Annotated in this window: 29 protein-coding genes; 15 read left to right on the top strand and 14 right to left on the bottom strand. The window is 60.9% G+C overall.

The annotated features are described in order from the left end of the window. Window positions 1-27: 27 nt before the first annotated feature. Window positions 28-687 carry a YciC family protein gene (locus BB029_RS04350; RefSeq protein ID WP_065925008.1) on the bottom strand — a complete coding sequence of 220 codons (660 nt, stop codon included), beginning with the start codon at window positions 685-687 and terminating at the stop codon, window positions 28-30. 180 nt (window positions 688-867) lie between these two features. Here BB029_RS04350 and BB029_RS04345 point away from each other — a divergent pair, with 180 nt between their 5' ends. The 3 genes from BB029_RS04345 to BB029_RS04335 all read left to right on the top strand — a co-directional run bounded on the left by BB029_RS04345 (window position 868) and on the right by BB029_RS04335 (window position 2,863). Next, window positions 868-1,611, top strand: a complete 744-nt coding sequence (locus BB029_RS04345) for a DUF2076 domain-containing protein (RefSeq protein ID WP_065938346.1) — start codon at window positions 868-870, stop codon at window positions 1,609-1,611. Window positions 1,612-1,728: 117 nt separating this feature from the next. Further along, the gene (locus BB029_RS04340) at window positions 1,729-2,205 is read left to right on the top strand and encodes an NYN domain-containing protein (protein ID WP_065938345.1); all 477 of its coding nucleotides are present in this window, start codon (window positions 1,729-1,731) and stop codon (window positions 2,203-2,205) included. A gap of 46 nt (window positions 2,206-2,251) precedes the next feature. Beyond that, a complete protein-coding gene (locus BB029_RS04335) occupies window positions 2,252-2,863 on the top strand; it encodes a PolC-type DNA polymerase III (protein WP_065924992.1) in 612 nt (203 codons plus the stop codon). 143 nt (window positions 2,864-3,006) lie between these two features. Here the strand turns inward: BB029_RS04335 and BB029_RS04330 are convergent, their stop codons facing one another. The 3 genes from BB029_RS04330 to BB029_RS04320 all read right to left on the bottom strand — a co-directional run bounded on the left by BB029_RS04330 (window position 3,007) and on the right by BB029_RS04320 (window position 5,834). Next, window positions 3,007-3,306 carry a DUF3077 domain-containing protein gene (locus BB029_RS04330; protein WP_065938344.1) on the bottom strand — a complete coding sequence of 100 codons (300 nt, stop codon included), beginning with the start codon at window positions 3,304-3,306 and terminating at the stop codon, window positions 3,007-3,009. Window positions 3,307-3,733: 427 nt separating this feature from the next. Then, entirely contained in the window at window positions 3,734-4,378 is a 645-nt protein-coding gene (ptuB, locus tag BB029_RS04325) for a retron Ec78 anti-phage system effector HNH endonuclease PtuB (RefSeq protein ID WP_065938343.1), read from the bottom strand. Between the two features lies 1 nt (window position 4,379). Then, the gene (locus BB029_RS04320) at window positions 4,380-5,834 is read right to left on the bottom strand and encodes an AAA family ATPase (protein ID WP_065938342.1); all 1,455 of its coding nucleotides are present in this window, start codon (window positions 5,832-5,834) and stop codon (window positions 4,380-4,382) included. Between the two features lie 476 nt (window positions 5,835-6,310). Between BB029_RS04320 and BB029_RS04315 the strand changes: the two genes are divergently transcribed. Together BB029_RS04315 and BB029_RS04310 are read left to right on the top strand one after the other, a co-directional pair. Next, complete coding sequence (locus tag BB029_RS04315; protein ID WP_065938341.1) at window positions 6,311-6,877, top strand: hypothetical protein; 567 nt, start codon at window positions 6,311-6,313, stop codon at window positions 6,875-6,877. Beyond that, the gene (locus BB029_RS04310) at window positions 6,867-7,130 is read left to right on the top strand and encodes an acyl carrier protein (RefSeq protein ID WP_065938340.1); all 264 of its coding nucleotides are present in this window, start codon (window positions 6,867-6,869) and stop codon (window positions 7,128-7,130) included. The genes BB029_RS04315 and BB029_RS04310 overlap by 11 nt, the downstream gene beginning before the upstream one ends. Window positions 7,131-7,250: 120 nt before the next feature. Here BB029_RS04310 and BB029_RS04305 read toward each other — a convergent pair whose 3' ends face one another. Together BB029_RS04305 and BB029_RS04300 are read right to left on the bottom strand one after the other, a co-directional pair. Then, complete coding sequence (locus tag BB029_RS04305; protein ID WP_218188793.1) at window positions 7,251-7,949, bottom strand: cyclase family protein; 699 nt, start codon at window positions 7,947-7,949, stop codon at window positions 7,251-7,253. Next, window positions 7,939-8,394, bottom strand: coding sequence for an Lrp/AsnC family transcriptional regulator (locus BB029_RS04300; protein ID WP_065938339.1), 456 nt, complete (start codon window positions 8,392-8,394; stop codon window positions 7,939-7,941). The genes BB029_RS04305 and BB029_RS04300 overlap by 11 nt, the downstream gene beginning before the upstream one ends. A gap of 161 nt (window positions 8,395-8,555) precedes the next feature. On the opposite strand from BB029_RS04300, the gene yedA reads away from it, so the two are divergent. Beyond that, window positions 8,556-9,452, top strand: a complete 897-nt coding sequence (yedA, locus tag BB029_RS04295; protein WP_065938338.1) for a drug/metabolite exporter YedA — start codon at window positions 8,556-8,558, stop codon at window positions 9,450-9,452. Window positions 9,453-9,500: 48 nt separating this feature from the next. Next, window positions 9,501-10,838 (top strand): DEAD/DEAH box helicase, encoded by a 1,338-nt coding sequence (locus BB029_RS04290; protein WP_065938337.1) that lies wholly within the window; start codon window positions 9,501-9,503, stop codon window positions 10,836-10,838. A gap of 70 nt (window positions 10,839-10,908) precedes the next feature. Here BB029_RS04290 and BB029_RS04285 read toward each other — a convergent pair whose 3' ends face one another. Beyond that, on the bottom strand, window positions 10,909-12,135 hold the full coding sequence (locus tag BB029_RS04285) for a TIGR03862 family flavoprotein (RefSeq protein WP_065938336.1): 1,227 nt from the start codon (window positions 12,133-12,135) through the stop codon (window positions 10,909-10,911). Between the two features lie 171 nt (window positions 12,136-12,306). Next, entirely contained in the window at window positions 12,307-13,227 is a 921-nt protein-coding gene (locus BB029_RS04280; RefSeq protein WP_065938335.1) for a histone deacetylase, read from the bottom strand. 76 nt (window positions 13,228-13,303) lie between these two features. Between BB029_RS04280 and BB029_RS04275 the strand changes: the two genes are divergently transcribed. The 3 genes from BB029_RS04275 (at window position 13,304) to BB029_RS04265 (ending at window position 15,529) form a co-directional block, all read left to right on the top strand. After that, on the top strand, window positions 13,304-13,873 hold the full coding sequence (locus BB029_RS04275) for a GNAT family N-acetyltransferase (RefSeq protein WP_065938334.1): 570 nt from the start codon (window positions 13,304-13,306) through the stop codon (window positions 13,871-13,873). Window positions 13,874-14,033: 160 nt separating this feature from the next. After that, the gene (gene tesB, locus BB029_RS04270; protein WP_027605282.1) at window positions 14,034-14,903 is read left to right on the top strand and encodes an acyl-CoA thioesterase II; all 870 of its coding nucleotides are present in this window, start codon (window positions 14,034-14,036) and stop codon (window positions 14,901-14,903) included. Continuing rightward, window positions 14,900-15,529 (top strand): HAD family hydrolase, encoded by a 630-nt coding sequence (locus BB029_RS04265; RefSeq protein ID WP_065938333.1) that lies wholly within the window; start codon window positions 14,900-14,902, stop codon window positions 15,527-15,529. Before tesB ends, BB029_RS04265 begins: the two co-directional genes overlap by 4 nt. Here the strand turns inward: BB029_RS04265 and BB029_RS04260 are convergent. The 3 genes from BB029_RS04260 to BB029_RS04250 all read right to left on the bottom strand — a co-directional run bounded on the left by BB029_RS04260 (window position 15,519) and on the right by BB029_RS04250 (window position 17,965). Further along, the gene (locus BB029_RS04260; RefSeq protein ID WP_065938332.1) at window positions 15,519-16,496 is read right to left on the bottom strand and encodes a hypothetical protein; all 978 of its coding nucleotides are present in this window, start codon (window positions 16,494-16,496) and stop codon (window positions 15,519-15,521) included. The genes BB029_RS04265 and BB029_RS04260 overlap by 11 nt on opposite strands. Beyond that, the gene (locus BB029_RS04255) at window positions 16,497-17,384 is read right to left on the bottom strand and encodes a neutral zinc metallopeptidase (RefSeq protein ID WP_065938331.1); all 888 of its coding nucleotides are present in this window, start codon (window positions 17,382-17,384) and stop codon (window positions 16,497-16,499) included. A gap of 167 nt (window positions 17,385-17,551) precedes the next feature. Continuing rightward, window positions 17,552-17,965 (bottom strand): lipoprotein, encoded by a 414-nt coding sequence (locus BB029_RS04250; protein ID WP_065938330.1) that lies wholly within the window; start codon window positions 17,963-17,965, stop codon window positions 17,552-17,554. Window positions 17,966-18,164: 199 nt separating this feature from the next. On the opposite strand from BB029_RS04250, the gene BB029_RS04245 reads away from it, so the two are divergent. After that, a complete protein-coding gene (locus tag BB029_RS04245; protein ID WP_065925003.1) occupies window positions 18,165-19,043 on the top strand; it encodes a DMT family transporter in 879 nt (292 codons plus the stop codon). On the opposite strand, the gene BB029_RS04240 is transcribed toward BB029_RS04245, so the two are convergent. Further along, a complete protein-coding gene (locus BB029_RS04240) occupies window positions 19,044-20,378 on the bottom strand; it encodes an MFS transporter (RefSeq protein WP_065938329.1) in 1,335 nt (444 codons plus the stop codon). It lies immediately after the preceding gene. Between the two features lie 223 nt (window positions 20,379-20,601). On the opposite strand from BB029_RS04240, the gene quiC reads away from it, so the two are divergent. Further along, window positions 20,602-22,503, top strand: a complete 1,902-nt coding sequence (gene quiC, locus BB029_RS04235; RefSeq protein ID WP_027605288.1) for a 3-dehydroshikimate dehydratase QuiC — start codon at window positions 20,602-20,604, stop codon at window positions 22,501-22,503. 80 nt (window positions 22,504-22,583) lie between these two features. Further along, window positions 22,584-23,249, top strand: a complete 666-nt coding sequence (locus BB029_RS04230; protein ID WP_027605289.1) for a TetR/AcrR family transcriptional regulator — start codon at window positions 22,584-22,586, stop codon at window positions 23,247-23,249. Window positions 23,250-23,298: 49 nt separating this feature from the next. Here the strand turns inward: BB029_RS04230 and BB029_RS04225 are convergent, their stop codons facing one another. After that, on the bottom strand, window positions 23,299-24,147 hold the full coding sequence (locus BB029_RS04225; protein WP_065938328.1) for a shikimate dehydrogenase: 849 nt from the start codon (window positions 24,145-24,147) through the stop codon (window positions 23,299-23,301). Next, complete coding sequence (aroQ, locus tag BB029_RS04220; protein ID WP_065938327.1) at window positions 24,144-24,593, bottom strand: type II 3-dehydroquinate dehydratase; 450 nt, start codon at window positions 24,591-24,593, stop codon at window positions 24,144-24,146. The genes BB029_RS04225 and aroQ overlap by 4 nt, the downstream gene beginning before the upstream one ends. A 207-nt stretch (window positions 24,594-24,800) precedes the next feature. Between aroQ and BB029_RS04215 the strand changes: the two genes are divergently transcribed. Together BB029_RS04215 and BB029_RS04210 are read left to right on the top strand one after the other, a co-directional pair. Further along, complete coding sequence (locus tag BB029_RS04215) at window positions 24,801-25,322, top strand: RNA polymerase sigma factor (RefSeq protein WP_065925006.1); 522 nt, start codon at window positions 24,801-24,803, stop codon at window positions 25,320-25,322. A 63-nt stretch (window positions 25,323-25,385) separates the two neighbouring features. Continuing rightward, window positions 25,386-26,384 (top strand): FecR family protein, encoded by a 999-nt coding sequence (locus BB029_RS04210; protein WP_065938326.1) that lies wholly within the window; start codon window positions 25,386-25,388, stop codon window positions 26,382-26,384. Window positions 26,385-26,418: the final 34 nt, after the last annotated feature.

Below are 26,418 nucleotides of genomic sequence, written 5' to 3'. Positions count from 1 at the left end.
GGCGTTTCAGGAGTGGCGTGGAGCATATCACCGCGCGTCGGCATCGCCACCGATCAGCATGAATAAACGGAACAGCACCACGCTGGTGAACAGTTGCAGGAAGCTGTGGGCGCTGTCCATCAACAGCCCCAGCAACGGCGCTGGGTTGGGATAGGCCGCGACGCTGGCGCCCTTGAGCAGCCACAGGGGCGTCATGACACACAGCAGGCACACCAGGATTCGCCAGAAATGCCCACGGGTCAGGCGCAAACTCTCCTTCATCGCCTCCAGCGCCGGCATGCCGCGCAATACCAGCAGGTACTCGGCGAACGCCAACACCACCATCAGCCACAGGCCCGGCAGGAAATACAGCGACAGGCCCAGCAGAATCAGGAGGGTACTCATGGCGGTCAGCAGGGCGAAGCGGGGCCACAGGGTCAGGGCCATGGCCCAGATGTCCTTGGTGCGCGGCGACTCGCCACGGGTGCGCGCGTCGAGAAACAGGATCAAGGCACCGGTGTACAGCGGGTACACCAGCAAACCCACCACCACGCTGTAGCCGGGGAACGCATCCGCGCCGAGCGTGTGGTCGAGCAACTGTTGCAGCAGGGCTTCGAGGATCACCAATGGCAGGCACAGTTGGACGATTGCGCCCAGGTTGCCTCGGGTAAAACGGAAGGAGTCGCGCAATACGTCTAACGGATTCATCGGGTTCATCGCAGGCCTGAAAGCAAGGGCAACACTTTAACCGATCATGGCCAGCGGTAAGCAAATGTAAACCTTGAGTAAAGACCATTGAAACAACTCGTAACACCCCCATAACGGTGAAGCACCTGGCCTGATCACAGGCAAGGCCACGATTTCTACCGGCAATCTAACGAGGTCGCCATGAACAGCGAAGAGCAAACCCTGATCGATGGACTGTTTTCACGGTTGCAGCAAGCCGAAACGGACTCAGCCCCCCGCGACGCCCAGGCCGAAGCGCGGATCAAGGAGCATATGACTCGCCAACCGGCCGCCGGGTACTACATGACCCAGTCGATCCTTGTTCAGGAACACGCGCTCAAGAGTCTCGACGCGCAGAACAAGCAACAGGCGCAGCAGATCCAGCAATTGCAGGATGAGTTGCAGCGGGCCAAGTCGGCGCAACCGGCCCCGGCGAGCAGCGGTGGTTTCCTGTCGAGCATCTTTGGCGGCGGTTCCCGTGACCCGCAACCGGCCCAGAGCGCTCCGGCATCGTCGGGCGGTGGCTGGCGTGAACCGGCGCGGCCGTCCTTTGGCCAGCCAGCGCCGCAACAGAACTATCAACAGCCGCAGCAACCGGCCGCCGCCCCCATTGGCAGCGGGTTCTTGGGTGGAGCGATGAAAACCGCCGCCGGCGTGGCCGGCGGTGTGTTGCTGGCCGAAGGCATCAGCAGCCTGTTCAACCACAACTCGCAACAGCCGCAGGTGGTGGAAGAGATCATCCGTGAAGAGCCGGCGCCCGCCAGTGACAACGGCAACTGGGGCAACGACGACCAGAAGTTCGCCGGCAATGACAGCTGGGGCAGCGACAATGCCTCGGACAGCTTTGCCGACAGCGACTATTCCGACGATTCCTCTTCCTTCGGCGACGACGATTCCTTCGTCTGACCCTCCCGGCCCGGGGCGCTGAGCCGCCCCGGTCTGATTTTTCCCGGCAACCTTCTCGCGGCTGGCATACTGGCACCCTTTCCGGGCCCTGGCGCCTGGCTGTCATGGGGAAGTGCGGTGAAGAAAATTGCAGTGTTCGCCGATGTACAAAACCTCTACTACACCGTCCGCCAGGCCTATGGCTGCCATTTCAACTACGCCGCCCTGTGGGCTGATATCAGCTCGCGTGGGCAGATCGTCGAGGCCTATGCGTATGCCATCGACCGCGGTGACAGCAAGCAGCAGCAGTTCCAGCAGATCCTGCGCAACCTGGGGTTCACGGTAAAACTCAAGCCGTATATCCAGCGCAGCGACGGCTCGGCCAAGGGCGACTGGGATGTGGGCATCACCATCGACATCATGGACGCCGCCGACCACGTCGACGAAATTGTGCTGGCCTCGGGTGACGGCGATTTCGACATGCTGCTCGACCGCATCATCCACAAGCACGGCGTCGACGCCGTGGCCTACGGTGTACCGGGGCTGACGGCCAACTCATTGATACGTGCCGCCAGCCGCTACGTGCCGATCGAAGGCGCGTTGCTGCTCAAATAAGCACGGCGGCTTAATAAATAAAGGGTTAGACGGAGTTGGAACAGGTTTGGAACGTATAGCGGTCATCGACTTTGAAACCACCGGCATCACCCCGAGCAGCCACTGCCGGGCCACGGAAATCGCGGTGGTTATCCTCGAACGCGGCCAGATCGTGGACCGCTACCAGAGCCTGATGAACGCCGGTGTGCGCGTGCCCGGTTTTATCGAGCAACTCACCGGCATCAGCAACGCCATGCTGCGCAGCGCCCCGCCGGCCGAGCGGGTGATGAACGAAGTCAACGAATTCGTCGGCACCACGCCGCTGATGGCGCACAACGCCGCGTTCGACCAGAAGTTCTGGGATTTCGAACTGGGCTTGATCCGCCGCACCCGCCTGCAAAAATTCGCCTGCTCCCTGCTGCTGGCCCGCCGCCTGATGCCGGCTGCGCCCAACCACAAGCTCGGCACCCTCAACGCCTACGCGAAACTGCCCCACACCGGCCAGGCCCACCGCGCGCTGGCGGATGCAGAAATGGCCGCCAACCTCACGGCGCACCTGGCCCAGGAACTGCGGCGTACCCATGGCTTGCGCGAACTGTCCCACGACCTGCTGTGCACCCTGCAGAAAGTGCCGGCGGCGAAGATCAATGAGCATCTGAAGAAACATCGCGGGTTCTGATAGAACAACGCCGTTCAAAAAAATGTGGGAGGGGGCTTGCTCCCGATAGCAGTGTGTCAGCCAGTACATCTGGTGACTGACACTCAGCTATCGGGGGCAAGTCGAATCGTCGCACCGCCCCTCCCACATTGGTTATCTGTCGTTCATCGAGGCTGCACACACTCCAAAGCCCGATCCACCCCCCCCCCCTTCGCCATCTCCACCAAATGCATCGCCGCCCGCTGCTGCACATCCATCCCCTCACCCGACGCGTGCGCAGTGCCCACCGCGCAATGCAGCAAATCCGCCGCATGGGCGAGGGCGTCTTCGAGGCTCAGGTTGTCATTCAGGATGAAGGTGGGTGCATCCGGGGCGCAGGCTTTGAGGTAGTAGTCGATGGCTCGGCGATTGAGCAGGGCGTCTTCGCTGAGGAAACTGGGTGGATCGGGGGTGACTTTGACCATGTTGTAAATCCTTCCGCTAGGTTTGAAGCTGCAACCGTTCGCTTGCACACGAATTAGGGTGGCAGCAGTACGCGGGTGTGCAAGACCGGGGCGGAAAACCCAGCAGGCCGAATGGCCTCCCGCGCACAACTGCCATAGCATGCCAATGCCTGAAAAGCTGGCATAGGACGGTAAGGCTTTTGCGCATTTTCCACTGATCGGACTTGCACGTCCGGTCATCGAACATTCGATGACTGGGCGAGACTAGCTACCTGATCCGACGGAAACAAGGCCGTGGGATTCTCTCGGAAACGTCCCGCAAATGAAAGGGACCGGTCTTGCTGGCCACTTAAAAGTCAGACCTTTGAGAGGGGTTTTACAAATTCTCGGAGTAGTCAGTAGGTTGAGTCTTATCGCTCCGTCAGACCCTTCGGCACAGTCTTTTCCATTATTCACTCTGTCGAGTAAGAACATGTCTGATCGCCGTCGCGTACGGTAAGTGTGCAGCGTTACTCACCTCCTGCTGTAACTCCTGTATCCATTCCTCGTCTTCGGGAAATGCTTCGGCGATTTCAACAAAATAATCCATGGTCTGGAGGTAGCCGCTAAGTTCCGCGCGCCGAATTTCATTCAGCGCGCCGTCCAGACCGAGAATACGGATTGTCTCGCGTGCACGAAGATGATCGCGTGCGCTCAAGCCTGCCCGTGGTTCCACCGTTCCACCGGGTGTGAATACTAGAAAAGCATCGGGGTCTTCTATATCCGGTTTAATCAGAACGTCCGGTGGGTAGATTCCACATCGGTCTTTGGCCTTCCCGCAGGTGCCGGCGCGCTCGCATGAGCCGAACAGATTGTTCCAGTCATAAGTACCTTGCGGATACCGATCCCGTTGGCGGAAGTGCTCAATATGACGGTTTCCTGGGCTGATCGGTCCTTCACAGTAGGCGCACCGTGGACCTTGCATGAGCTCTAAAGATGCCCAAATACCGTCGCGTTCCTCTTGCGTTGGGCATGTGCGAGTCCATCTGTCTCGGCCGTGTCGGTAACGCTTCAGCTCCGAGGGAGGTTCATCCTGCCGACGTAGACGACGCATCTCAATACTCCCGGTTGCCGAGGTCGCGCGGAAGACGCTGCTTAATGACCTGCAATCGAATTTGCCGCTCACATTCGCGAATAACTGGATGGTCAGCGCCGAAATGAGACTCCAGCTTTGTTCTCAACGCGAGTCCGGCAGTCTGCTCGTGGAGATTTTGCTGAATCAGTGCCTGATAGTCAGAAACCCATGATGCCTCAGGCACATCAGGAACGGGGTCCACACCCATGATACGAGCGAGCAGGTCGGAACTGGCAACCCCTCGGGTCTGCCACTGTGGCTCGCTGACGCTGGTAATTCGACTAGAGGTCTCAGGATCGATTTCGGTACGCAAGATTCGGACGCTGTCCGAGGATACGGTGCTCAACACCTGAGGACTGTGGGTAGTAACGATAAGCTGCATGGCCGGAAATGCTTCGGTCAGGTTGAGCAGCACCACTTGCTGCCATTCCGGATGCAGATGCATGTCGACTTCGTCTATCAGCAACACGCCGGGAGTCTCTTGAGCTGCCTGTGCACCAAGGTGCCCGTTGAGCTTGGTCGCACGGAACGCGATATCGGCAACCATGCCAATCATGTTGCGAATGCCGTCGCTAAGCCACTCGACCGGCAACTCTCCAAATTGCTCATGGCGAGCGACCAATGCGTCACGAGTGAACGAATATTGAATGCCGCTCCAACCTGCTGGTTGGATACACGCATTCACCGCGCGACTAACTGACTGGATGTAGTCGTCGAATTCAGTTTTGGCAATGCTGGTCCCAGCTTCAAGAGCTTTGAGTTGGGCCTCCTTGGCATTCAGGCTCCAGTAGCGAAACCACTGCACAAACGATTTATAGCTAGAGGCCGGATCCAGGCAATCGGTATAGCCCACGGTTCTGGAGGTGCGTTGAATGTTCTTTGCGTCTGTCAGTTTCTTCTGCTGCCACAGTCGCCCCGTACCGTAGTACGCGATGAGTGGCAGAACAACTTCGGTGCCCGGAGTGCGCGCCGCTTCCTGCATGCGCTTGCCGTAGCTCACCAGCTCCTTGGCATCCTTGATCGAGGTCTTGGTCTTGGTCGTGCTTGATAAATGACGGCGCCAAATGGTCGATAGATCATCGGACAACTGATCCATCAAGCTTCCAGGAATGACCCCTGTCGCCTCGATCCGAGCCCCTTGGGGCGCGTATTCCATTTCGTTGGTTGTGGTTCGCCTGGCACGAAACTGGCGGATATCGCTGGGTTCAAGGTGTTTGCCTACCGCCTCATCGAACGCTCCCACGTAGGGGCCGAAGGCGACAGCGATGGCGTCCAGGATGGACGTCTTACCCGTACCGTTGGCCGCAACCAGCACGGTCAACTGCGGATGGAAGTCTATATCCATTGTTTCGAAGCAGCGGAAATCACGTAGCCGCAACCGCGAAAGCCGAAGCGAATTTATTCCGGCACTCGCCATATTTTTCTGCGTGCCCATGAGATCTCCAGACCGGCGCCTAAAGCCCTAGTCTACCTGTTGACCAACCCCCCAGCGTAGTTACTGGAGGAAATCCTGAATAGACTTTTTGATTCGGTAAAGTGCCAGTCTTCCCCTGAACATTCCAAATCCCAAGGGAGAGAACAAGCGGGTCCCTCGGCAGTGCGGCAACTGGCATCATCGGGGGCAAGCCCCCTCAGGTCACCGAACATTCGATGGCGGAGCGAGACTGGCTACCTGAGCCGACGGAAACAAGGCCGTTGGATTCTCTAGGAAACGTCCTGCAACTGAAAAGGATCGGTTTTGCTGGCCATGAAACAACAGCTCTTTTTGGGGAGCTTTTAGCTGCTTTCTGAATAGCCAGTAGGCTTAGCCCTACTGGCTCGTCGGACCTTTCTGGATTTTCCCTTCTGCCGCCTATCGCCTTGCGCGGCCACCTAACATCCCGCCTGTCATTTACGTAAAAGGATTACGTCATGCAGGAAATCGATCTTCACACAGCAATCATGCACAGCCAGTTTGAGCTCCAACGCAATGGAATTGATTTCGGCTCAACTTCAAGCATGGCGTTTCATTTAGGAAACACGATGACAAGTTGCCCGGCAGTCATGGTTTTACCTAATTCGCCAGGCTGGACCCATGGCGCCAGTTACCAGTTACTCAAGCCCGTTCATGCTGACTCCTCGGTGCCGAACACCACGTTTGACGAACTCTGGAAATGTACACAGCAACACTATGGCTTGACGGCCGCAACGGTTCTCACTGGCGCCGCGGGCATACCTATAAGCAAAATTGCCGTGGGCACTTGGGTTCATGTTGGCTCCAGCAAAACGACGAACCTGGCGAGTCTCATTGGAATGCGCTTTTTCCCTCGTACATTGATCAGGCAACCCACGGTGGCCAGAATGGCGAAAGCAACGTTTGGCACCGTCCGGGTATTTGGCATTATTGGACGAGGCATTCCTTTCGTTGCTGCGGGGTTGGCTGTCTTTGATCTAATCAGTATTGGTAAGTGTGCCTATGAGGCAAGAAATGGAAGGTAGCCCGACTAGAGCCGAGATCAGCGAAAAGGTGATTCAGCTATTCGTCGATATCATCGGTTTCATCGACCGAAGTCAGGTCACGGAGCAAACGGACTTCATCCATGACTTCAAGATTATTGATGATGATTTGACCTGCTTTGTCATGCAGATCAAGTGGCAATTCAACTTGCAAGCGACCCAGGAAGATTGGGATCACATCACCACCATTGAGCAAGTGGTCGATTTGATTGTTCAACGCTCACAGCTGTGTTGAAGCAACCGACGTCGTCGCGGGGAAGCCCGCTCGCCACAGGTGACGAGTTGCCCGGACTGTATGCGGTCTAGTGTGGGAGCTGGCTTGCCTGCGATGGCGTCGGTAGGGCCTACCTGCAAGTCAGGGAATAAACGCCATCACCGAGGCTGGTGATCCCGAACCGCCTTCCAGTCCCAGTACACCTATCACTAACGTGGCGCCCTTGGCCGGAAGCCGGTCGAGGTGGGTCAGGCATTCCAGCACAATCCCGTTTCCCGCCAACACGGCATGGTTTGTCGCGAAGGCGGTGCTTTGCCCTGGATCGACCCCGTGGGTATCAATGCCAACCCCGGCAATCTGGCGCTGTTCGAGTAAAAACCGAATCGCCGCTTCACCAATCCCAGGGAAGTGTGAGCCTTGCGCGTCCTGCCCAAAAAACGCTATCGGGTCGTTCCAGAGGTGTTGCCAGCCGGTGTACATCAGCACCACCGAGCCAGGTTCGATAAGCCCGTGCTGACGTTCCCACGCTTCAATATCCAGTGGGCTGATTTCGTAATCTGGATTGCTCTGGGTTTTACCGTGCACATCGATCACTACAGCGGGTCGCACCAAGTCTTCGGGTTGATAACCATCAATCCCCATCCCGTCGGCATAAAAACTGTTCGGCGCATTCATGTGCGTGGCGCTGTGTTCGCCCATGCTGAAACGCCTTAGGAAATAGCCGTCCTTATCCCGTGACGCGACGTCTTCAAACGTCACCGGCGGGTCCCCCGGCCACAGCGGAATACGCGGGGTGATCGGGTGGCTGAGGCTGAAGACCTTGCTGTGCTTATCCATCATTTTTGCCCTCCAACTGCCCCAACGGCACCCGTCGCTCGATCGCGCTCGACAAAATAATCGAGGTCTTGCTGAACCCGAACTTCGCCAGCCGATTGATCAAGTTCTCCAACTCCGGCATCGAGCCCACCGCTGCTTGCATGATCACGCACGGATCGCCCGTCACCCGGTGGCATTCGGTCAGTTCCGGGATTTCGGCCAATGCGTCATACACCTTCTGGTTGCCGTGGTTGGTCAACCGCAGTTCGATCACGCACTGAATCGGCAGGCCCACTTTCGATAGATCCACCTTGGCCTGGTACCCAGTGATCACCCCGCTGGCTTCCAGCTTGGCCACCCGTTCGGCCACGGCGGGGGCGGAGAGGTTTACCGTGCGGGCCAGTTGCGCGTAGGAGGCGCGGCCGTCTTCGAGCAGGGCGCTGAGGAGCATGCGGTCGTATTTGTCCATGATAAGGCTCTAGTCGGGGATGGCTTTCGAAAACACGATTTATAGCCTTCATAACCATGCTTTGGAAAGTGTACTGGCGGTTTAAACAGGTTTTGTAACTTATGTTTAACGGCCTGTCTTTTTAGAATAAGCCTCTCTTATCTCTGCCTTCGAGCCGCCCAATGCCTGGCACACGTCGCTTTCCCTTACCGTTGATCGCCGCCTTTTTTGCACTGTATGTGATCTGGGGTTCCACCTACCTGGTGATTCGCATCGGCGTGGACTACTGGCCGCCGTTGCTGCTGGCGGGGATTCGATTCTGCACAGCGGGTGCGCTGATGTATGGCTACCTCAGATGGCGCGGGGTGCCAGCGCCGACGTGGCCACAATGGAAGGCCGCCGGGATGATCGGCATTTTGCTGCTCACCTTCGGTAATGGCGGCGTCACGTTGGCCGAACATGCGGGCGTGTCGTCCGGCGTGGCTGCCCTGGCGGTGGCGACCGTGCCGCTGTTCACCTTGCTGTGCGGGTTTTTCTGGGGGGCGCGAAATACGCGGCTGGAATGGGCCGGGGTGATCCTGGGGATTGTGGGCATCGCCATGCTCAACATGGGCAGCACCCTGCAATCGAGCCCGGTGGGCGCCGCCTTGTTGTTGTTCGCGGCGGCATCGTGGGCATTCGGGTCCGTGTGGAGTCGGCAGTTGCCGCTGCCCCAGGGCGCGATGGCCAGCGCTGCGGAAATGCTGGTGGCGGGCGTGACATTGTTGATCGGCAGCGCGCTTTCCGGTGAGCACCTGCAGGCCATGCCGCCGCTGGAGGGTTGGCTGGCGCTGGCCTACCTGACGGTGTTCGGCTCGATCATCGCCTTCAACGCCTATATGTACCTGCTCAAGCACGTACGCCCGGCAGCTGCGACCAGCTATGCCTACGTCAACCCCGCCGTCGCAGTCTTGCTGGGGATTGTGTTCATCGGCGAGACCATCGGTCTGGAAGAGGCCCTGGCCATGCTGGTGATTATCAGCGCCGTGCTGTTGATCAGCCTGCCCCAGTGGCGAAAGCCCAAGCCGGAAATAAGGTAAACTGCCGCGCATTACGCCCTTGCGCTGAATTTTTCCTACGGTAACTACATGACTTTCGCCACACTTGGCCTGATCGAACCCTTGCTGCGCGCCCTTGAGACGCTCGGCTACCAGACCCCGACGCCGGTGCAGGCGCAAGCCATTCCGGCGGTGCTCGCCGGTCGCGACCTGATGGCCGCGGCCCAGACCGGCACCGGCAAGACCGCCGGTTTCGCCGTGCCGCTGCTGCAACTGCTGACCCTGGAAGGGCCGAAAGTCGCCGCCAACTCGGCGCGCGCGCTGATCCTGTGCCCGACCCGTGAGCTGGCCGAGCAGGTTCACGCCAGCGTTGCCGAATACGCCCAGCACCTGCCGCTCACCACCTACGCGGTGTACGGCGGCGTGAGCATCAACCCGCAGATGATGAAGTTGCGCAAGGGCGTCGACATCCTGGTCGCCACGCCGGGCCGCCTGATCGACCTGTTCCGCCAGAACGCGCTGAAACTCAACCAGCTGCAAACCCTGGTGCTGGACGAAGCCGACCGCATGCTCGACCTGGGCTTCTCCGAAGAACTGGCGAACATCTACCGCATGCTGCCGAAAAAGCGCCAGACGTTACTGTTCTCCGCGACCTTCTCCGATGACATTCGCCTGCTGGCCGGGCAGATGCTCAACGACCCGCTGAGCATCGAAGTCAGCCCGCGTAACGTCGCCGCCAACACCGTCAAGCAATGGATAGTGCCGGTGGACAAGAAGCGCAAGGCGGAGCTGTTTGTGCACCTGATGCGCAAAGGCCGCTGGAAGCAGGTGCTGGTGTTTGCCAAGACCCGTAACGGCGTGGATGCGCTGGTGGATAAGTTGCAGGGCCTGGGCATCAACGCCGACGGCATCCATGGCGACAAGCCACAAGCCACACGCCAGCGTGCGCTGGACCGTTTCAAATCGAGCGAAGTGCAGATCCTGGTCGCCACCGACGTAGCGGCCCGTGGCCTGGATATCGAAGACCTGCCGCTGGTGGTCAACTTCGACCTGCCGATCGTGGCCGAAGACTACATCCACCGCATCGGCCGTACCGGTCGCGCGGGCAACACCGGTGAGGCGATTTCCCTGGTGTGCGCCGATGAAGTCAACATGCTGTCGGCCATCGAGATGCTGACCCGCCAGACCTTGACCCGCAAGATGGAACAGGACTTCGAGCCGGAACACCGCGTGCCGGATACCGATGCCAGCGGTCAGGTGGTGAAGAAGCCGAAAAAACCGAAGAAGCCCAAGGCGTCCGGTGGTGGCGGTGGCAAGCGCAACCTCGGCAAGTGGGTGGACAGTGGTGACGTGGCGCCGGTGGAGCCTTCGATCAAGCCGGTGCGTAAGGTGCCGGTGTTTAATACCGGGCCGCGTAAGAAGAAGTAAGTTTTGAGGTGCTGCCAAGGGCCTCATCGGGGGCTTGCCCCCGATGGCGGCTTTGAATTCACCGCAGATCTCAGCGGTTGAGCCACTCCAACATCCCCCGCCCAGCCGCTCTGCCACTGGCAAAACACCCCGTCAGCAAATACCCCCCGGTGGGCGCTTCCCAGTCGAGCATCTCCCCCGCACAAAACACCCCCGGCAATTGCTTGAGCATCAGCCGCTCATCCAACGCCTCAAACGGCACGCCGCCTGCGGTGCTGATGGCTTCATCCATCGGTCGTGTCTTCACCACTGTCAGCGGCAACGCCTTGATAGCCACCGCCAATTGCGCCGGGTCATTGAAGTGTTCGGCGGGTGCCAACTCGCGCAACAGCGCCGCCTTGACCCCATCCAAACCCAATTGGCTGTGCAAATGCTTGCTCATCGAGCGCGAACCTCGCGGCTTGGTCAAGGCGGCCTGGACCTTGTCCAATGGCTTGCTCGGCAGCAAATCGATATGCACCGTCGCCGAGCCATTACGGTTGATCGCCTCACGAATCGGCGCCGACAGCGCGTAGATCAAACTGCCCTCGATACCGGTGGCGGTGATCACGCATTCGCCGAGTCGCGGCTTGTCATCCCCCAGCCCAATGGCGACGTTTTTCAGCGGTGCGCCGGCGAATTTGCTGACCATCAAGTCGCTCCAGGCCGACACTTCGAAACCACAGTTGCTCGGTTGCAAGCGGACATAGGGCACGCCTTTGTCTTCCAGCAGCTTAAGCCAGGCGCCGTCGGAACCCAGGCGCGACCAACTGCCGCCGCCCAAGGCCAAGAGCACGGCATCGCTGTGGACAACTTTTTCGCCTTCCGGGCTGTGGATAAGTAAATCACCCTCGGCATTCCAGCCCACCCAACGGTGCCGGGTGTGGATAACCACACCCTGGTCGCGCAGGCGCTTGAGCCAGGCACGCAGCAGTGGGGCGGCTTTCATATCCGTGGGAAACACCCGGCCGGAAGTGCCGATAAAGGTCTGGATGCCCAGGCCATGAATCCATTCGCACAACGCTTCGGCACCAAACTCACGCAGCCACGGTGCTATTTGCGGGGCTCGCTCGGCGTAGCGCGACAGGAACGCGGGGTACGCTTCGGAGTGGGTGATGTTCATGCCGCCCACGCCGGCCAGCAGGAATTTGCGCCCCACCGACGGCATGCCGTCGTACAGGTCTACCCGCACCCCGGCCAGGCTCAAGACTTCGGCGGCCATCAGCCCGGCAGGGCCGCCGCCGATGATGGTGACGTGTCGAGAGGAAATGTCGGACATGGGCAGGGCTACGATCGCGGAAATAAGCCGGGCATTCTACCCGAGGCGCGCGGCGTTGCCTGATCAAAAAATGTACAGCTTCCTACAGGCTAGACAGCTACGGGCTCTTAGACGCTTACGCTCAAGTTATCCACAGGCCGTTCCACAGGCATTGTGGGTAACGCCCACACTTCAATGACACCCTGATGACGTCCACACCCGCTGCGCGCTGTGGTGCAGGATGCCGTGGCGGCGGGCCAGGGCGGGGCGATCCTTGCTGTAGCCGCCACCGATCACGCCCATCACCGGGATGTCGCGGCCCAGGCAATGGCGCATCACGCTTTCATCGCGGGCGGCCACGCCTGCGTCTGTCAGCTTGAGGTAACCGAGGGCGTCATCCTTGTGCACATCGACGCCGGCGTCGTACAGCACCAGGTCCGGCTGGTAGAGCGGCAGCAGGTAGTTGAGGGCGTCGTCCACCACCGTGAGGTAGTCGGCATCGCCCATGCCCATGGGCAGCGGGATGTCCCAATCGCTCTGGGCTTTGCGCGCAGGGAAGTTCTTTTCGCAGTGCAGGGACACGGTGATCGCCTCCGGCGTGTCGTGGAGGATGCGCGCGGTGCCGTCGCCCTGGTGCACGTCGCAGTCGAAGATCAGCACGCGGTTGACCCGGCCGCTGGCCAGCAGGTAATGGCTGATCACCGCCAAGTCATTGAAGATGCAAAAGCCCGCCGGGTAGTCGTAGTGGGCGTGGTGGGTACCGCCCGCCAGGTGGCAGGCCAGGCCATGCTCAAGCGCCTGCTCCGCCGCCAGGATCGAGCCGCCGACCGCGCGCACGGTGCGCCGGGCCAGGGCTTCGCTCCAGGGCAGGCCAAGACGCCGTTGGTCCTCGCGGGACAACTCGCCGCTCATGTAGCGTTCGATATACCCAGGTTCATGGGCGAGGGCCAGAATCTCCGGTGGGCACAGCGACGGGCGCAGCAATTGGCTGTCTTCGGTCAGGCCGCTGGCCACCAGGTGGTCACGCAGCAGGCGGAACTTGTCCATGGGGAACCGGTGGTCTGCCGGGAACTCAGGGCTGTAGTCATCGTGGTAGATCAATGGCAAAGGCATGGGATTTTCTGACGGGGATCTGCGAAGGATCTTAACAGCGCTGTACACTCACGCACATGGCAAGGGGAGGGGACCCATGGAGGAGATATTGCAATTGGAAAGCGCGCGCCTGGTCATGCGCCAATGGCGCGATGCCGACCTGACGGAATTTGCGCGCATGTGTGCCGACCCGCAGGTGATGCGCTATTTCCCGGCCAGATTGAGCCACCTGGAAAGCGCCGCCCTGATCGGCCGGATTCGCGGCCACTTCGCCGAATACGGTTTTGGCCAGTGGGCCCTGCAACGCAAGGACACAGGTGAGTTCATCGGCCTGACCGGGTTGCAGAACGTCAGCTTCGAAGCGGGCTTTACCCCGGCGGTGGAAATCTGCTGGCGCCTGGCCCGTGAGCATTGGGGCCTGGGTTATGCCAGCGAGGCGGCCTGGACCGCGCTGCGCTGTGGTTTCGACCGTTTGCAGTTGGACGAAATTGTCGCCTTCACCACTCAAGCCAATCTGCCATCACAAAAAGTCATGCAGGCCATCGGTATGCATTACGATCCCCAGGCAGATTTTGAACACCCCAAGGTCGCAGCCGATGACCCGCTGCGCCCCCACGTTTTGTACCGCATCACCCGCGCCCAATGGTTGGACACGCTGCACGGATAAGCAGCCCGGAATGCCCAATAGACCCCCTGTAGGAGCGAGCTTGCTCGCGAAGAACGCAAGAGCGCTGCTGTAAACCAGAAGCGCTGCGTTATCGTTAACGATCTTCGCGAGCAAGCTCGCTCCTACAGGTAGATACCGTTTTGCTCTGAGGAGAGTTTGAATGAGCCAAGTATTGGAAGATCTGGTGGACTTGCTGACCCTGGAGCCGATCGAGGAAAACCTCTTTCGCGGCCGCAGCCAGGACCTGGGTTTTCGCCAACTGTTCGGTGGCCAGGTGCTCGGCCAGTCGCTGTCGGCCGCCAGCCAGACCGTCGAAGAAGCGCGCCACGTGCATTCCCTGCATGGCTATTTCCTGCGCCCCGGCGATGCGAAGTTGCCGGTGGTGTATTCGGTGGACCGTGTACGCGATGGCGGCAGTTTCAGCACGCGCCGCGTGACGGCGATCCAGAAGGGCCATCCGATCTTCACCTGCAGCGCTTCGTTCCAGTACGACGAGGCCGGCTTCGAGCACCAGACCACCATGCCCGTGGTGGTCGGCCCGGAAAACCTGCCGTCGGAGCTGGAGCTGACCCAGCAGCGCGCGCACCTGATCCCCGAGCATATGCGCGACAAGCTGCTGTGCCCCAAGCCCATCGAAGTGCGCCCGGTCACCGAAAAAGACCCGTTCAACCCGCAGCCGTCCGACCCGGTCAAATACGTGTGGTTTCGCGCCGATGGTGCCCTGGCGGATACGCCGGCGCTGCACAAATACCTGCTGGCCTACGCCTCGGACTTCGGCCTGCTGACCACCTCGTTGCTGCCCCACGGCAAGACTGTGTGGCAGAAAGACATGCAGGTCGCCAGCCTCGACCACGCGTTGTGGTTCCACGCCGACCTGCGTGCCGATGACTGGTTGCTGTATGCCATGGACAGCCCATGGGCCGGCAATTCCCGTGGGTTCTCCCGTGGCAGCGTGTACAACCGCGCCGGGCAACTGGTGGCGTCGGTGACCCAGGAAGGCTTGATTCGCCATCGCAAGGATTGGGCATGAGCCTGACGAACATTAAGCACTGGGTGTTCGACATGGACGGCACCCTGACGGTGGCGGTGCATGACTTTGCGGCGATTCGCGTGGCCCTGGATATTCCCTCCGAGGACGACATCCTCACTCACCTTGCCGCATTACCGGCGGACGTCGCAGCGGCCAAGCACGCCTGGTTGCTGGAACATGAACGCGAGCTGGCGCTGGGGTCGGTGGCGGCGGACGGTGCGGTGGAACTGGTGCGCGAGCTGGCCGGGCGCGGTTATCGCCTGGGCATTTTGACCCGCAATGCGCGGGAGTTGGCGCATATCACCCTGGAGGCGATCGGCCTGGCGGACTGCTTTGCCGTGGACGACGTGCTGGGGCGCGACGATGCGCCGCCCAAGCCGGATCCGGGTGGGTTATTGAAATTGGCGGCGGCGTGGGATGTATCGCCGAGCGAGATGGTGATGGTCGGCGATTACCGTTTTGACCTGGACTGCGGCCGGGCGGCAGGGGCGCGGACGGTGTTGGTCAACCTGCCGGAGAACCCGTGGCCGGAGCTGGCGGATTGGCATGCTGCAGATTGCGCTGCATTGCGCCGGATGATCCAGCTCCCACATTTTGAGACTGTTTCGTCAGGTATTACTGAGTGAATAGTACCTTCTGGCCCTCGGGCGACGTAAACATCCCATCCCCGTCATGCCCCACCCCCGGCACTTCCACCAGCGTCTGGCGCAATTGCGGATGGCGCTGCTTGAGGTAGTCAAAGTAGTTGTGCCCACGAATCAGCCGATACGCGCCCTGGGTCTCGGCTTCGCAGCTTTTATCCAGCGCCGGGTGGTTCGGGTCGGTGTCCTGCTGGCCCAGCAGGTAAGTGATGGTGCGTGATACGTAGGCTTGTTCCAGCTGCTCGGCGCTTTGGCCGTTGGCGTAGGCCGGCAGGTGCTGCATGCCGTACTTCCAGGTGTTGAAGCCTGGGCAACTGGTGGTATCGAACTTCACCGGCCGCTGTGGGCTGAAGTAGGCATAGGACGAGGGGTTGGCCACCACATAACGCAGGCGGATGCCCTCGGTTTGCAGGGTCGGGTGCGCGTGGCCGGTGAGGGCGAAGCGCTGCACCACCTGGCCACCGCCGGAGTGACCGGCGACCACGATTTCCTTCAGCGCCGGGAACAGCGTGCGGTTGCCCAGGTGCTTGATGATCTGGTCGAGGGTGCCGAAAGAGCTGATCTGGCCCGGGCCGGTGGAGGCATCGCCGGCCATCCAGTCATTGCCCCTCCAGCGCAGCAACTGATTGTCCAGATGGTTGCGCTTCACGTCGGCCCCATTGAGAAACTGCGGCGCGATTACCAAGGTGGTGGGGCCAACGCCTGCGTGTTCGGCGGCATCCATTCCGCTTTGCAGGTAGGTCTGCGCATTGCGCAGGCGCCCGTGCACGATGATCAACGCGCGGGTGACGTCGGGCAGTGGCTGGCGCCAGTCCTGGCTCAGGCCGAGGCTGAGATCGCCGGCTTCCAGATGAAAACGCTCGGGGCTGACCACCTTGACGCCATGCTCGGCGGCCCAGGCGGATGACGAGATGAGCAACAGGCCCAACAGCAGTCCCAATCGTTGATTCATTTATAGGCTCTTGGCAGCGAACGTGTCGCATTGAGTGATCTGGCCCTGGGCGAAGCCGATCTTGAACCAGCGCACCCGCTGTGCCGAGGTGCCGTGGGTAAACGAGTCCGGCACCACGCGCCCCTGGCCCTGCTGCTGCAAACGGTCATCGCCGATGGCGTTGGCGGCGTTCAGTGCTTCTTCAATATCGCCAGGCTCCAGCCAGTTCAGGCGCTTTTGCGCACGGTTGGCCCACACACCGGCGAAGCAGTCGGCTTGCAGCTCCTGGCGCACCAGCAGGCCACCGTCGCCTTGCATCGGCCGACCTTGCTGGCGTGCGGCCTGGATCTTCGACGAAATGCCCAGCAATGTTTGTACGTGGTGCCCGACTTCGTGGGCGATCACATAGGCCTGGGCGAAATCGCCGGCCGCCTGGAAGCGTTGGGACATTTCCCGGAAGAAATCCAGGTCCAGATAGACCTGCTGATCAGCCGGGCAATAGAACGGGCCGCTGGCCGAGGTGGCGCCACCGCAGGCGGAATTGACCCGGCCACGGAACAGAATCAGCTTCGGGTTCTTGTAGGCCAGGCCGTTTTCCTGGAACACCTGGCTCCAGGTGTCTTCGGTATCGCCCAGCACCGCGCGTACGAAGTCGGCCTGCTCATCGTTGGCCGGCGGTGCCTGGCGTGACTGCGTGCTCACCGAGGGCGCCTGTTCCATCTGGCCGGTCAACTGGCCGAGGATCTGCATCGGGTCCTGGCCGGTCAGCCAGCCGATGCCGACGATCAGCACAATCGCGGTCAGGCTCAGTCCCTTGCCGCCGCCAAAGCGCATCCCGCCACCGCCGCCGCCACTGTCATCGCGGGCATCCACCACGTTGTCGCTGCGTCGACCTTTTTTCCATAGCATGGGGCAATCCTCTTGATCAGCCTTCTGTAGGAGCGAGGGGGACGCCTAGTCCTTGCTCGCGAAAAACGCACAACCACTGCGTTTAACCCGATTGCCCGCTTTATCGTTAACGATTTTCGCGAGCAAGCTCGCTCCTACACTAATTTAGTGTCTGAGTATGGTCGGTATTAACGGCAATAGCCTTCGCCGGTGGCGACGATCAGGCAGTCTTTTTTATCCGCCAGCCATTTCAGCCCGGTCGCTTCTCCGTCGCCGGCGCGTAGGAGTTGCGGGCCGTCCGGACGGGTGAAGGCGATGCCGTCTTCGGCCGCTTCACCCTTGAAGGTGCCCGAGTCGTCGGCGTCGAGGCCGTATTGCATGGTCAGGAGGTAATGGCCACGGCCGATGCTGTCGTCCTTGGCGATGGTCAGGTGCAGGCCTTCGACACCGATCCATTTGCCGACCCATTTATCCGTGGGCGGGGTTTCGGGCACCAGGGTGGCCTGCACGGAAGGCGGCGCAGGTTTGGGCGCTGGCTTGGACGCCTGGTCGCAGGCGGTCAGCAGGGCAAGGGCAGAAAGAACAAAGAGGAATTTTTTCATAGCGACGAGGCCTTGGTTAAAAAGTATGCAATGCGCAGGCTAAGGTGCTGCGTTGGACTCGAATCCAGTGATTTAGTGCGCTGTTCGCCCGCTGTTTGGTTATGCTCTTGGGGCAGGCGCCAGCCCGGCTGCTAGATTACCGGGTTGAGCGCTGCTTCGTTCAGTGCTCAGCGTTCCGCTCGCCACGCAAGAGAATTCCATGACTGTCAGCACCCCCCTATCCGGCGTCAACCATCCCTTCAAAGGCATTTTGCTGATCGTGTTGGCGACATTCCTGTTCTCCAGCCACGATGCCTTGTCCAAATACCTGGCCGGGTTCTACCCGATCGTGATGGTGGTGTGGGTGCGCTACGTGGTGCACACCTTGCTGATGGCCGGGATTTTCCTGCCGCAATCGGGTTTGCGGGTGCTGCGCAGTAAGCGACCGGGGATGCAGGTGGTGCGGGCCTTGTGCCTGTTGGGCACCAGCCTGTTTTTCACCACGGCGCTGCATTACATCCCGTTGGCGGAAGCCACGGCGGTGAACTTCCTCGCGCCGATCCTGGTGACGGCACTGTCGGTGCCGCTGCTTGGCGAACACGTGACACGCGGCCAATGGCTGGCGGTGATCTGCGGGTTTGTCGGCGTGCTGGTGATCATTCACCCAGGCGGTGAGTTGTTTACGCCGGCGGTGTTGCTGCCGCTGTGTTCGGCGCTGTTCTTCTGCTTCTACCAACTGCTCACGCGCATCCTCAGCCAATACGACACGCCCACCACCAGCAACTTCTTCGCCGGGCTGTGCAATACCTTGGTGATGAGTGCGATGGTGCCGTTCTTCTGGCAGGTGCCCACGCTGTGGCACGGGGTGTTGATGCTGGCGCTGGGCACCTGTGGGATGACTGCCCACTTGATGCTGACCCAGGCGTTCCGCTTCGCGGCACCGGCCTTGCTGGCGCCGTTCGGCTATTGCCAGATCGTCTTCGCGGGGTTGTTGGGCTGGCTGGTGTTCAACCATACCCCCGATGTGACTACGGTGGTCGGCATCGGGGTGATCTGCATGAGCGGTCTGGCCGCTGCCTGGCAGCAGCGGCGCAGGTGATCAGGCGTCTACGGTCGGAATCTTGCGCGGTGCCATGAAGTACATCCAAGTCAGCGCAATGAAGTACATCGCCGGGATCAGGGTGAACAACACGGTGTAGTTGTTGTTGGTGACGGTGAGGATGTGGCCGACGATCTGGGTCATGAACATGCCGCCGATGGCCGCGCACATGCCGCCGAAACCGAACACCGTGCTCATCATGTGCTTGGGCGTGTAGTCCATCACCAGGCTCCAGATGTTGGCGGTCCACGCCTGGTGCGCACCGATGGCCAGGGAAATGGCAAACACCGCGACCCACAACTGGCTGGAACCGGCCGCCATGATCACGCCGACGATGCAGCAGGCAAACAGCAGCATCGACAGCAACCGCGCCTTGATCGAGTTCATCCCACGGCCGATCAGGAACGACGACAGAATCCCCCCGCCCACACTGCCGAAGTCGGCGGTCAGATAGATGATGATCAGCGGGATACCCATCTGGGTCACGTTGATGCCCAGGTTGTACTGCTGGTTCAGGAACGGCGGCAGCCAATACAGGTAGAACCAGAACACCGGTGCGGTGAGTGCATAGGCGATGGCGAAGGCCCAGGTGCCGCGCATGCGCAGGATGCGGCTGAAGGGGACGCCGGGTTGTTCCGGTTCGACTTGCTGTTGCACGTAGTCCAGTTCGGATTGTTTAACGCTCGGATGGTCTTCCGGGTTGTAGTACTTCAAGCCCCAGAACACCAGCCAGATCGCGCCCAGCGACGCCATGCACAGGAACGCCGCCTGCCAGCCCCACACATGCAGGATCAGCGGCAGCAGCATCGGCGTCATCATCGCGCCGACGTTGGTACCGGCGTTGAAGATACCGGTGGCCACCGCGCGCTCACCGGCGGGGAACCACAGGCGCGTGGTCTTCACGCAGGCCGGGTAGTTGGCGGCTTCGGTCAGCCCGAGGATAAAGCGGCAGACCATAAAGCCGACGGCCGAAGTGGCCAGGCCATGGGCACCGGTGGCCAGGCTCCACAGCAGTACGGCGCAGAAGAACACGCGCTTGACGCCCACGCGGTCGATCAGCCGGCCTTGCAGCACAAAGCCGATGGCGTAGCCGACCTGGAACCAGAAGTTGATGTTGGCGTAGTCCATCGCCGTCCAGCTCATTTCCTTGGCCAGGATCGGTTGCATCACGCCCAGGGCGGCGCGGTCGATGTAGTTGAGGGTGGTGGCAAAGAACACCAGGGCCAGCATGCCCCAGCGGGTTTTACCCACGGCGAGGGCGCCGCGGATCTTGTCGCCGATGCCGGCGTGCGGGGTGCCCGGGCGCGCGGCCAGGGCGGAGTTTTGCGAAGGCATGTGGTTGTACCCGTTTTTTGAAATTTTTATGAGGTGTTGTGGGTCTTCTTTTGGGTGTCGCTGCGTGATTGATGGTGCGCAGTGGCTAAAAAATCGTCAATTCGCCAAAGAGGCTTAGTGTTCGATAATCGCACCAAAAACTAACCGGTTCGTACATTTTAATTGCTGCGGGTAGTCTGGGGGCGAATAATTTGCCACAAACAACAATTGCCGGGAGTCGCCCATGCAACGTTCCATCGCCACCGTGTCCTTGAGCGGTACTCTGCCGGAAAAGCTCGAAGCCATTGCTGCCGCCGGGTTCGATGGGGTCGAGATCTTCGAAAACGACTTGTTGTATTACGACGGCAGCCCCCGTGAAGTCAGGCAGATGTGCGCCGACCTCGGCATTGCCATCACCTTGTTCCAGCCGTTTCGCGACTTTGAAGGCTGCCGCCGCGATCGCCTGGCGCGCAACCTGGAGCGCGCCGAGCGCAAGTTCGACCTGATGCAGGAACTGGGCACCGACCTGGTGCTGGTGTGCAGCAATGCCTCGGCCGATTGCGTCGGGGATGAACGCATCCTGCTCGACGACCTCGGCCTGTTGGCCGAACACGCCGGTCGTCGCGGCCTGCGCATTGGCTATGAGGCGTTGGCCTGGGGCAAGCATGTAAACACCTGGCAGCAGGTGTGGAACCTGGTGCGCCAGGTCGATCACCCGAGCCTTGGGGTGTTGCTCGACAGCTTCCACACGCTGTCGCTCAAGGGCGATCCGAGCGCCATCGCGCAGATCCCCGGCGACAAGATTTTCTTCGTGCAGATGGCCGACGCGCCGATCCTGGCCATGGATGTGCTGGAGTGGAGCCGGCATTTTCGCTGCTTCCCCGGCCAGGGTGAATTCGACCTGGCGGGGTTCCTCGCGCCGATCATCAAGAGCGGCTACACCGGGCCGTTGTCCCTGGAAATTTTCAACGATGGCTTCCGCGCCGCGCCAACCCGCGCGAATGCGGCGGATGGCCTGCGCTCCCTGCTGTACCTGGAAGAGAAAACCCGCGAGCGCCTGCAACAGGAGGCGCCCGCGCAACCTGTCGAGATTCTGTTTGATACCCCGGCGGCCAGCGAGTACGACGGTATCGAGTTCCTCGAATTCGCCGTGGATGAAAACCTCGGCGCCAAGCTCACCCATTGGCTGGAACGCCTGGGTTTCGTCAAGGCCGGCCAGCACCGCTCCAAGAGCGTGAGCCTGCTGCGCCAGGGCGACATCAACCTGATCCTCAACTGCGAACCCTATTCCTTTGCGCATAACTTTTTCGAGGCCCATGGGCCATCGTTGTGCGCCACGGCGATTCGGGTCAAGGACAGCGCCAAGGCCCTGGAACGGGCGGTGGCCTACAAAGGCCAGCCCTACCGCGGCCTGGTCGGGCCCAACGAGCTGGAGCTGGCAGCAGTACGTGCGCCGGACGGCAGCCTGATCTACCTGGTGGATCAGAGTGAGGGGGGGATCTACGACACCGATTTCAATCTGCAAGCGTCCAGCGCTGCCGGCGGTGGTTTGCTGCGCATCGACCATATGGCCATGGCCTTGCCGGCTGACAGCCTCGACAGCTGGGTGCTGTTCTACAAGAGCCTGCTGGATTTCGAAGCCGATGACGAAGTGGTGCTGCCCGACCCCTACGGCCTGGTGAAAAGCCGTGCGCTGCGCAGCCGTTGCAGCTCGATTCGCTTGCCGCTGAATATTTCCGAGAACCGCAACACCGCGATTTCCCACGCGCTGTCGAGCTATCGCGGCTCGGGTGTGCATCACATTGCCTTTGACTGCGCGGATATTTTTGCCGAAGTGCGCCGTGCCAAGGAGGCCGGGGTGCCGCTGCTGGATATCCCGCTCAACTACTACGATGACCTGGCCGCGCGCTTTGATTTCGATGATGAGTTCCTCAGCGAACTGGCGTACTACAACGTGTTGTACGACCGTGACGCCCAGGGCGGTGAGTTGTTTCATGTGTACACCGAGCCCTTCGAAGGACGGTTTTTCTTCGAGATCATCCAACGCAAGAACGGTTACGCCGGCTACGGCGCGGCCAACGTAGCGGTGCGCCTGGCGGCGATGGCCAAATCCCGCAGCGGCGCGGTGCGCCAGGCGCGTTTATAACGGTGGGCCAGGTGCTTCCTTCGTAGGACGCCTCGGCCCATAATCGCGGCCTGCACAACAAAAATGGCCGTGAGCGCACCATGACCTCAAGTCCCGAACTCCCCGCGGTGTCAGACGCACCGCGCAAGAGTCGTAAGAACAACCCGGAAAAGACCCGCGAGAACATTCTCCAGGAAGCCATCGTCGAGTTTGTTCAGCAGGGCCTGTCCGGCGCTCGCGTGGATGCCATCGCCGAGCGCATCCATACCTCCAAACGCATGATCTATTACTACTTCGGCAGCAAGGAGCAGTTGTACGTCGAGGTGCTGGAGAAGCTCTACGGCGATATTCGCAACACCGAAACGCGGATGAACCTCACCGCCCTTGAACCGCGTGAGGCGATCCGGCGGCTGGTGGAGTTCACCTTCGATCACCACGATCAGAACGTCGATTTCGTGCGTATCGTCAGCATCGAAAATATCCACAATGCCGAGTACGTCAAACGCACCGAAACCATCAAGGCGATGAACAGCAAAATCCTCGAGGGGCTGGGCGTGACCTTGCGCCGGGGCGCCGAGATGGGACTGTTCCGTGAAGGGCTGGAACCGTTGGACGTGCACCTGCTGATCAACTCATTCAGCTTTTACCGGGTATCCAACCGCCATACGTTCAGTGAGATCTTTCAGATCGACCTGTCGGATGAGGCGGTTAAACAACGGCATCGCGAGATGATTTGCGAATCGGTGCTGCGCTACCTGCAGGCCTGAGTACACCGCCTGACCCAATGGGGGAGGGCGCTTGCCCCCCTCCCACTTTTCAGCTGTTCATGCTCTTGAAGTGCGCGAGCATCCGCTGCGCATCCGGCACCTCGCCACTGAACAGTTCAAACGCCTTTACCGCCTGGAACACCGCCATGTTGCCGCCATCCAGGGTGCGGCAGCCCAAGGCGCGGGCATCGCGCAGCAGTTCGGTTTCCAGTGGGAAATACACAATTTCAGCCACCCACAGTTCGGCTCTCAGCAGGGCCGCGGGCACCGGTGTGCCGGGCAGCTTGGCCATGCCCATGGGCGTGGTGTTGACCAGGCCATCCGCCTCGGCCATGGCGTTCTCCAGGTGGGTGCCGACCTGGGCGCGACCGGCGCCGAAACGCTGGGCGAGGTTATCCACAAGGTCGCGGGCGCGGCTGGGGTCCACGTCGAAAATACTCAAGTGCTCCACACCTTCTGCCAATAGCGCATGCGCCACTGCGGCACCGGCGCCACCCGCACCCATTTGCACCACGCGTTGGCGCGGCACATCGTTGAGGTTGCGGCGAAAGCCCTCGGCAAACCCCAGGCAGTCGGTGTTATGGCCGATACGCTTGCCGTCCTTGAACACCACGGTGTTCACTGCTCCGATGCCTTGGGCCTCGTCGGACAAATCATCGAGCAACGGCAGGATTGCCTGCTTGCACGGGTAGGTAATGTTCAACCCGGTGAAGTGCATCAACTCGGCGGCGTCCAGCAGGTCGGGCAGGGCGTTGATGTCCAGGTGCAGGGGCTCAAGGTCGATCAGGCGATACAGGTAGCGCAAGCCTTGGGCGTCGCCTTCCTGCTCATGCAAGGCGGGGGTGCGGGAGGCCTGGATGCCGGCGCCGATCAGGCCGGCGAGGATGCGCGGTTTCATCGGGCCGACCCCTTCAACAACTGGCTGAAATGTTCCAGGGCCAAGTGGTAGCCATGGCTGCCAAAGCCTGCGAGCACCGCCTTGGCGATGGGCGATACAAACGAGTGATGCCTAAACGCCTCGCGCGCATGCACATTGGATAAGTGCACCTCGATCACCGGCACTTCACTGGCCACCAGGGCGTCGCGAATCGCCACCGAGGTGTGGGTCCACGCTGCCGGGTTGATCACGATACCGGCGCAGCGGGCGCGGGCGCCGTGGATCCAGTCGAGCAGTTCGCCTTCGTGGTTGGTCTGGCGGAATTCGATTTTAAGCCCCAGTTGTTCGGCGCTGCGGCCGCACAGGGCAGCGACGTCCGCGAGGGTTTCAAGGCCGTAGGTCGCGGGTTCGCGGGTGCCGAGCAGGTTGAGGTTGGGGCCGTTGAGCACCAGCACGATGGGCGGCATACGGGGGATCTCCACAGTTCTTGTTGGTTGTGGGGATAAAATGTACTGGTTAGTTAATTTGGTCAATTGATGACGGCAGATGTGTTCGATTACCGAACCGTTAATCAGGCGAGTCCGGCGCTGGAATCGGATTATATATCAATTGAAAATCATTCTCGACAACGCTTAAGATGCCCGTCTGTTTCCTTTACATTCCAGGGAGTCGGTTTGTCGGACGTGGATCTCAAAGGCCTGTTTCTCAAGCACGCCGATACCCTGCGCGGGTATCTGGCGCGCAAGGTACGGGACCCGCAGTTGGCGGCCGACCTGGTGCAGGAGAGCTTCCTGCGCCTGGCGGAAAAACCCGCCGGCGAGCGTATCGACAACTCCCAGGGCTATCTCTATCGAACGGCGAGCAATCTGCTGATCGACCATATTCGCCAGGAAGCGCGGCGCAAGACAGACTCCGTGCCCCATGAGGCGCTGGCCGAGATTGAAGATGAAGTGGCCGGGTTGGAGGCTCAGGCAATGGCGCAGCAACAGCGACAGGCATTGAAGCAGGCGTTGGCGGAATTGCCGGAACGCACCCAGCAGATCTTCCGTCTGAACCGTATAGAGGGCATGACCCACGCCCAGGTCGCCCGGCATTTGGATATCTCCGACAGCTCCGTGCAAAAGCACCTGGCCAAGGCGCTGGCGTATGTGATGCAGCGCTTGCAGGACGGCGAGGTGGAGCCAGCCGACGAATGAATTACGGAAAAACCTCCGCTCAGACGTCACAGCGTCATATAACGAAAAATTCGAGATTCACACGTGAATAGCCAGGGTCCGCAACAGCACAGCATTACCGAGGAGGCCGCCGAGTGGGCGGTGCGCCTGCACGCCGGTGCCCTGACCGACCAGGAGCAGGCCGAGTTGCGCCAGTGGATCGCCTGCGACAGCCGCCACGAAGCGGCGCTGCGCTTTGCCGAACAGACCTGGGCGGCGTTGGGCGAGGTGCATAAGGACGAGACCGTTCACCGCCAGCGCCCTGCGACTGCAGCGCTGCCCCCGCGTCGCTCCCTGCGGCGCAGGCCCTGGCAACGTGCGGCGGCGGTCGCGCTGGTCGTGGTGGTGGCTGGCGTCGGCTGGCTGCGCGGGCCGGACGCCTGGCTGCGCATGCAGGCCGACTATGTCACCCAAAAGGGCGAGGTACGCACCGTGCACTTGGCCGATGGCAGCACGGTGGAGCTGGATTCCGCCAGTGCCATCCGCCTGGATTACGACGGCGTGCAGCGGCGTATCAGCCTGATCCAGGGCTCGGCGATTTTTGATGTGGCGCCGATGGTGGGTCAGGAGACCCGTCCGTTCGTGGTGCAGAGCGCCGGCGGGCAGACGCGGGCGTTGGGCACGCGGTTTGTGGTGGAGCGCGAGGCCGACCGCCGGGCTTGGGTGGGCGTGTTGCAGCACAGCGTCGAAGTGTCTTTGCACGCCTCGCCGAAAAAAGGCCCCAGCGATCGGGTGCTCCAGGAGGGCCAGGCTGCGCGCTACAACGCCCAGGAGGGGGTGGTGCCCCTGGATCAATTTGATGTAGACCGTGCCACCAGTTGGCGACGCGGCGTGCTGATCTTTGATCGCCAGCCCCTGGCCAAGGTTATTGAGCAGCTCAATCGCTACCGTCCGGGGCGGGTGGTGTTGACCCATTCCGATTTGGGTGAGCGTGAAGTCAGCGGCGTCTTCCGTCTCGACATGCTCGACAGCGCCCTCGGAACGCTCACCCAGGAACTTCAAGTGCAACGCTTGGACCTGGCAGGCCTCAGCCTGATCTATTGATGACCCGGTGGGAGGCCTGCTCTCACCCGCTTAA

Source organism: Pseudomonas sp. S3E12 (assembly GCF_001702295.1).
Taxonomy (GTDB): Bacteria; Pseudomonadota; Gammaproteobacteria; order Pseudomonadales; family Pseudomonadaceae; genus Aquipseudomonas; species Aquipseudomonas marginalis.
The sequence above is the reverse complement of the archived record's forward strand: the minus strand, read 5'-3'. Positions and strand labels throughout refer to the sequence as shown.

Bases quoted from the DNA above. Each gene is read 5' to 3' on its own strand.
- BB029_RS04350 (WP_065925008.1), bottom strand. From the start codon at position 687: ATGAATCCGTTAGACGTATTGCGCGACTCCTTCCGTTTTACCCGAGGC.
- BB029_RS04345 (WP_065938346.1), top strand. From the start codon at position 868: ATGAACAGCGAAGAGCAAACCCTGATCGATGGACTGTTTTCACGGTTG.
- BB029_RS04330 (WP_065938344.1), bottom strand. From the start codon at position 3,306: ATGGTCAAAGTCACCCCCGATCCACCCAGTTTCCTCAGCGAAGACGCC.
- ptuB (WP_065938343.1), bottom strand. From the start codon at position 4,378: ATGCGTCGTCTACGTCGGCAGGATGAACCTCCCTCGGAGCTGAAGCGT.
- BB029_RS04320 (WP_065938342.1), bottom strand. From the start codon at position 5,834: ATGGGCACGCAGAAAAATATGGCGAGTGCCGGAATAAATTCGCTTCGG.
- BB029_RS04315 (WP_065938341.1), top strand. From the start codon at position 6,311: ATGCAGGAAATCGATCTTCACACAGCAATCATGCACAGCCAGTTTGAG.
- BB029_RS04310 (WP_065938340.1), top strand. From the start codon at position 6,867: ATGGAAGGTAGCCCGACTAGAGCCGAGATCAGCGAAAAGGTGATTCAG.
- BB029_RS04305 (WP_218188793.1), bottom strand. From the start codon at position 7,949: ATGATGGATAAGCACAGCAAGGTCTTCAGCCTCAGCCACCCGATCACC.
- BB029_RS04300 (WP_065938339.1), bottom strand. From the start codon at position 8,394: ATGGACAAATACGACCGCATGCTCCTCAGCGCCCTGCTCGAAGACGGC.
- yedA (WP_065938338.1), top strand. From the start codon at position 8,556: ATGCCTGGCACACGTCGCTTTCCCTTACCGTTGATCGCCGCCTTTTTT.
- BB029_RS04290 (WP_065938337.1), top strand. From the start codon at position 9,501: ATGACTTTCGCCACACTTGGCCTGATCGAACCCTTGCTGCGCGCCCTT.
- BB029_RS04285 (WP_065938336.1), bottom strand. From the start codon at position 12,135: ATGTCCGACATTTCCTCTCGACACGTCACCATCATCGGCGGCGGCCCT.
- BB029_RS04280 (WP_065938335.1), bottom strand. From the start codon at position 13,227: ATGCCTTTGCCATTGATCTACCACGATGACTACAGCCCTGAGTTCCCG.
- BB029_RS04275 (WP_065938334.1), top strand. From the start codon at position 13,304: ATGGAGGAGATATTGCAATTGGAAAGCGCGCGCCTGGTCATGCGCCAA.
- tesB (WP_027605282.1), top strand. From the start codon at position 14,034: ATGAGCCAAGTATTGGAAGATCTGGTGGACTTGCTGACCCTGGAGCCG.
- BB029_RS04265 (WP_065938333.1), top strand. From the start codon at position 14,900: ATGAGCCTGACGAACATTAAGCACTGGGTGTTCGACATGGACGGCACC.
- BB029_RS04260 (WP_065938332.1), bottom strand. From the start codon at position 16,496: ATGAATCAACGATTGGGACTGCTGTTGGGCCTGTTGCTCATCTCGTCA.
- BB029_RS04255 (WP_065938331.1), bottom strand. From the start codon at position 17,384: ATGCTATGGAAAAAAGGTCGACGCAGCGACAACGTGGTGGATGCCCGC.
- BB029_RS04250 (WP_065938330.1), bottom strand. From the start codon at position 17,965: ATGAAAAAATTCCTCTTTGTTCTTTCTGCCCTTGCCCTGCTGACCGCC.
- BB029_RS04245 (WP_065925003.1), top strand. From the start codon at position 18,165: ATGACTGTCAGCACCCCCCTATCCGGCGTCAACCATCCCTTCAAAGGC.
- BB029_RS04240 (WP_065938329.1), bottom strand. From the start codon at position 20,378: ATGCCTTCGCAAAACTCCGCCCTGGCCGCGCGCCCGGGCACCCCGCAC.
- quiC (WP_027605288.1), top strand. From the start codon at position 20,602: ATGCAACGTTCCATCGCCACCGTGTCCTTGAGCGGTACTCTGCCGGAA.
- BB029_RS04230 (WP_027605289.1), top strand. From the start codon at position 22,584: ATGACCTCAAGTCCCGAACTCCCCGCGGTGTCAGACGCACCGCGCAAG.
- BB029_RS04225 (WP_065938328.1), bottom strand. From the start codon at position 24,147: ATGAAACCGCGCATCCTCGCCGGCCTGATCGGCGCCGGCATCCAGGCC.
- aroQ (WP_065938327.1), bottom strand. From the start codon at position 24,593: ATGCCGCCCATCGTGCTGGTGCTCAACGGCCCCAACCTCAACCTGCTC.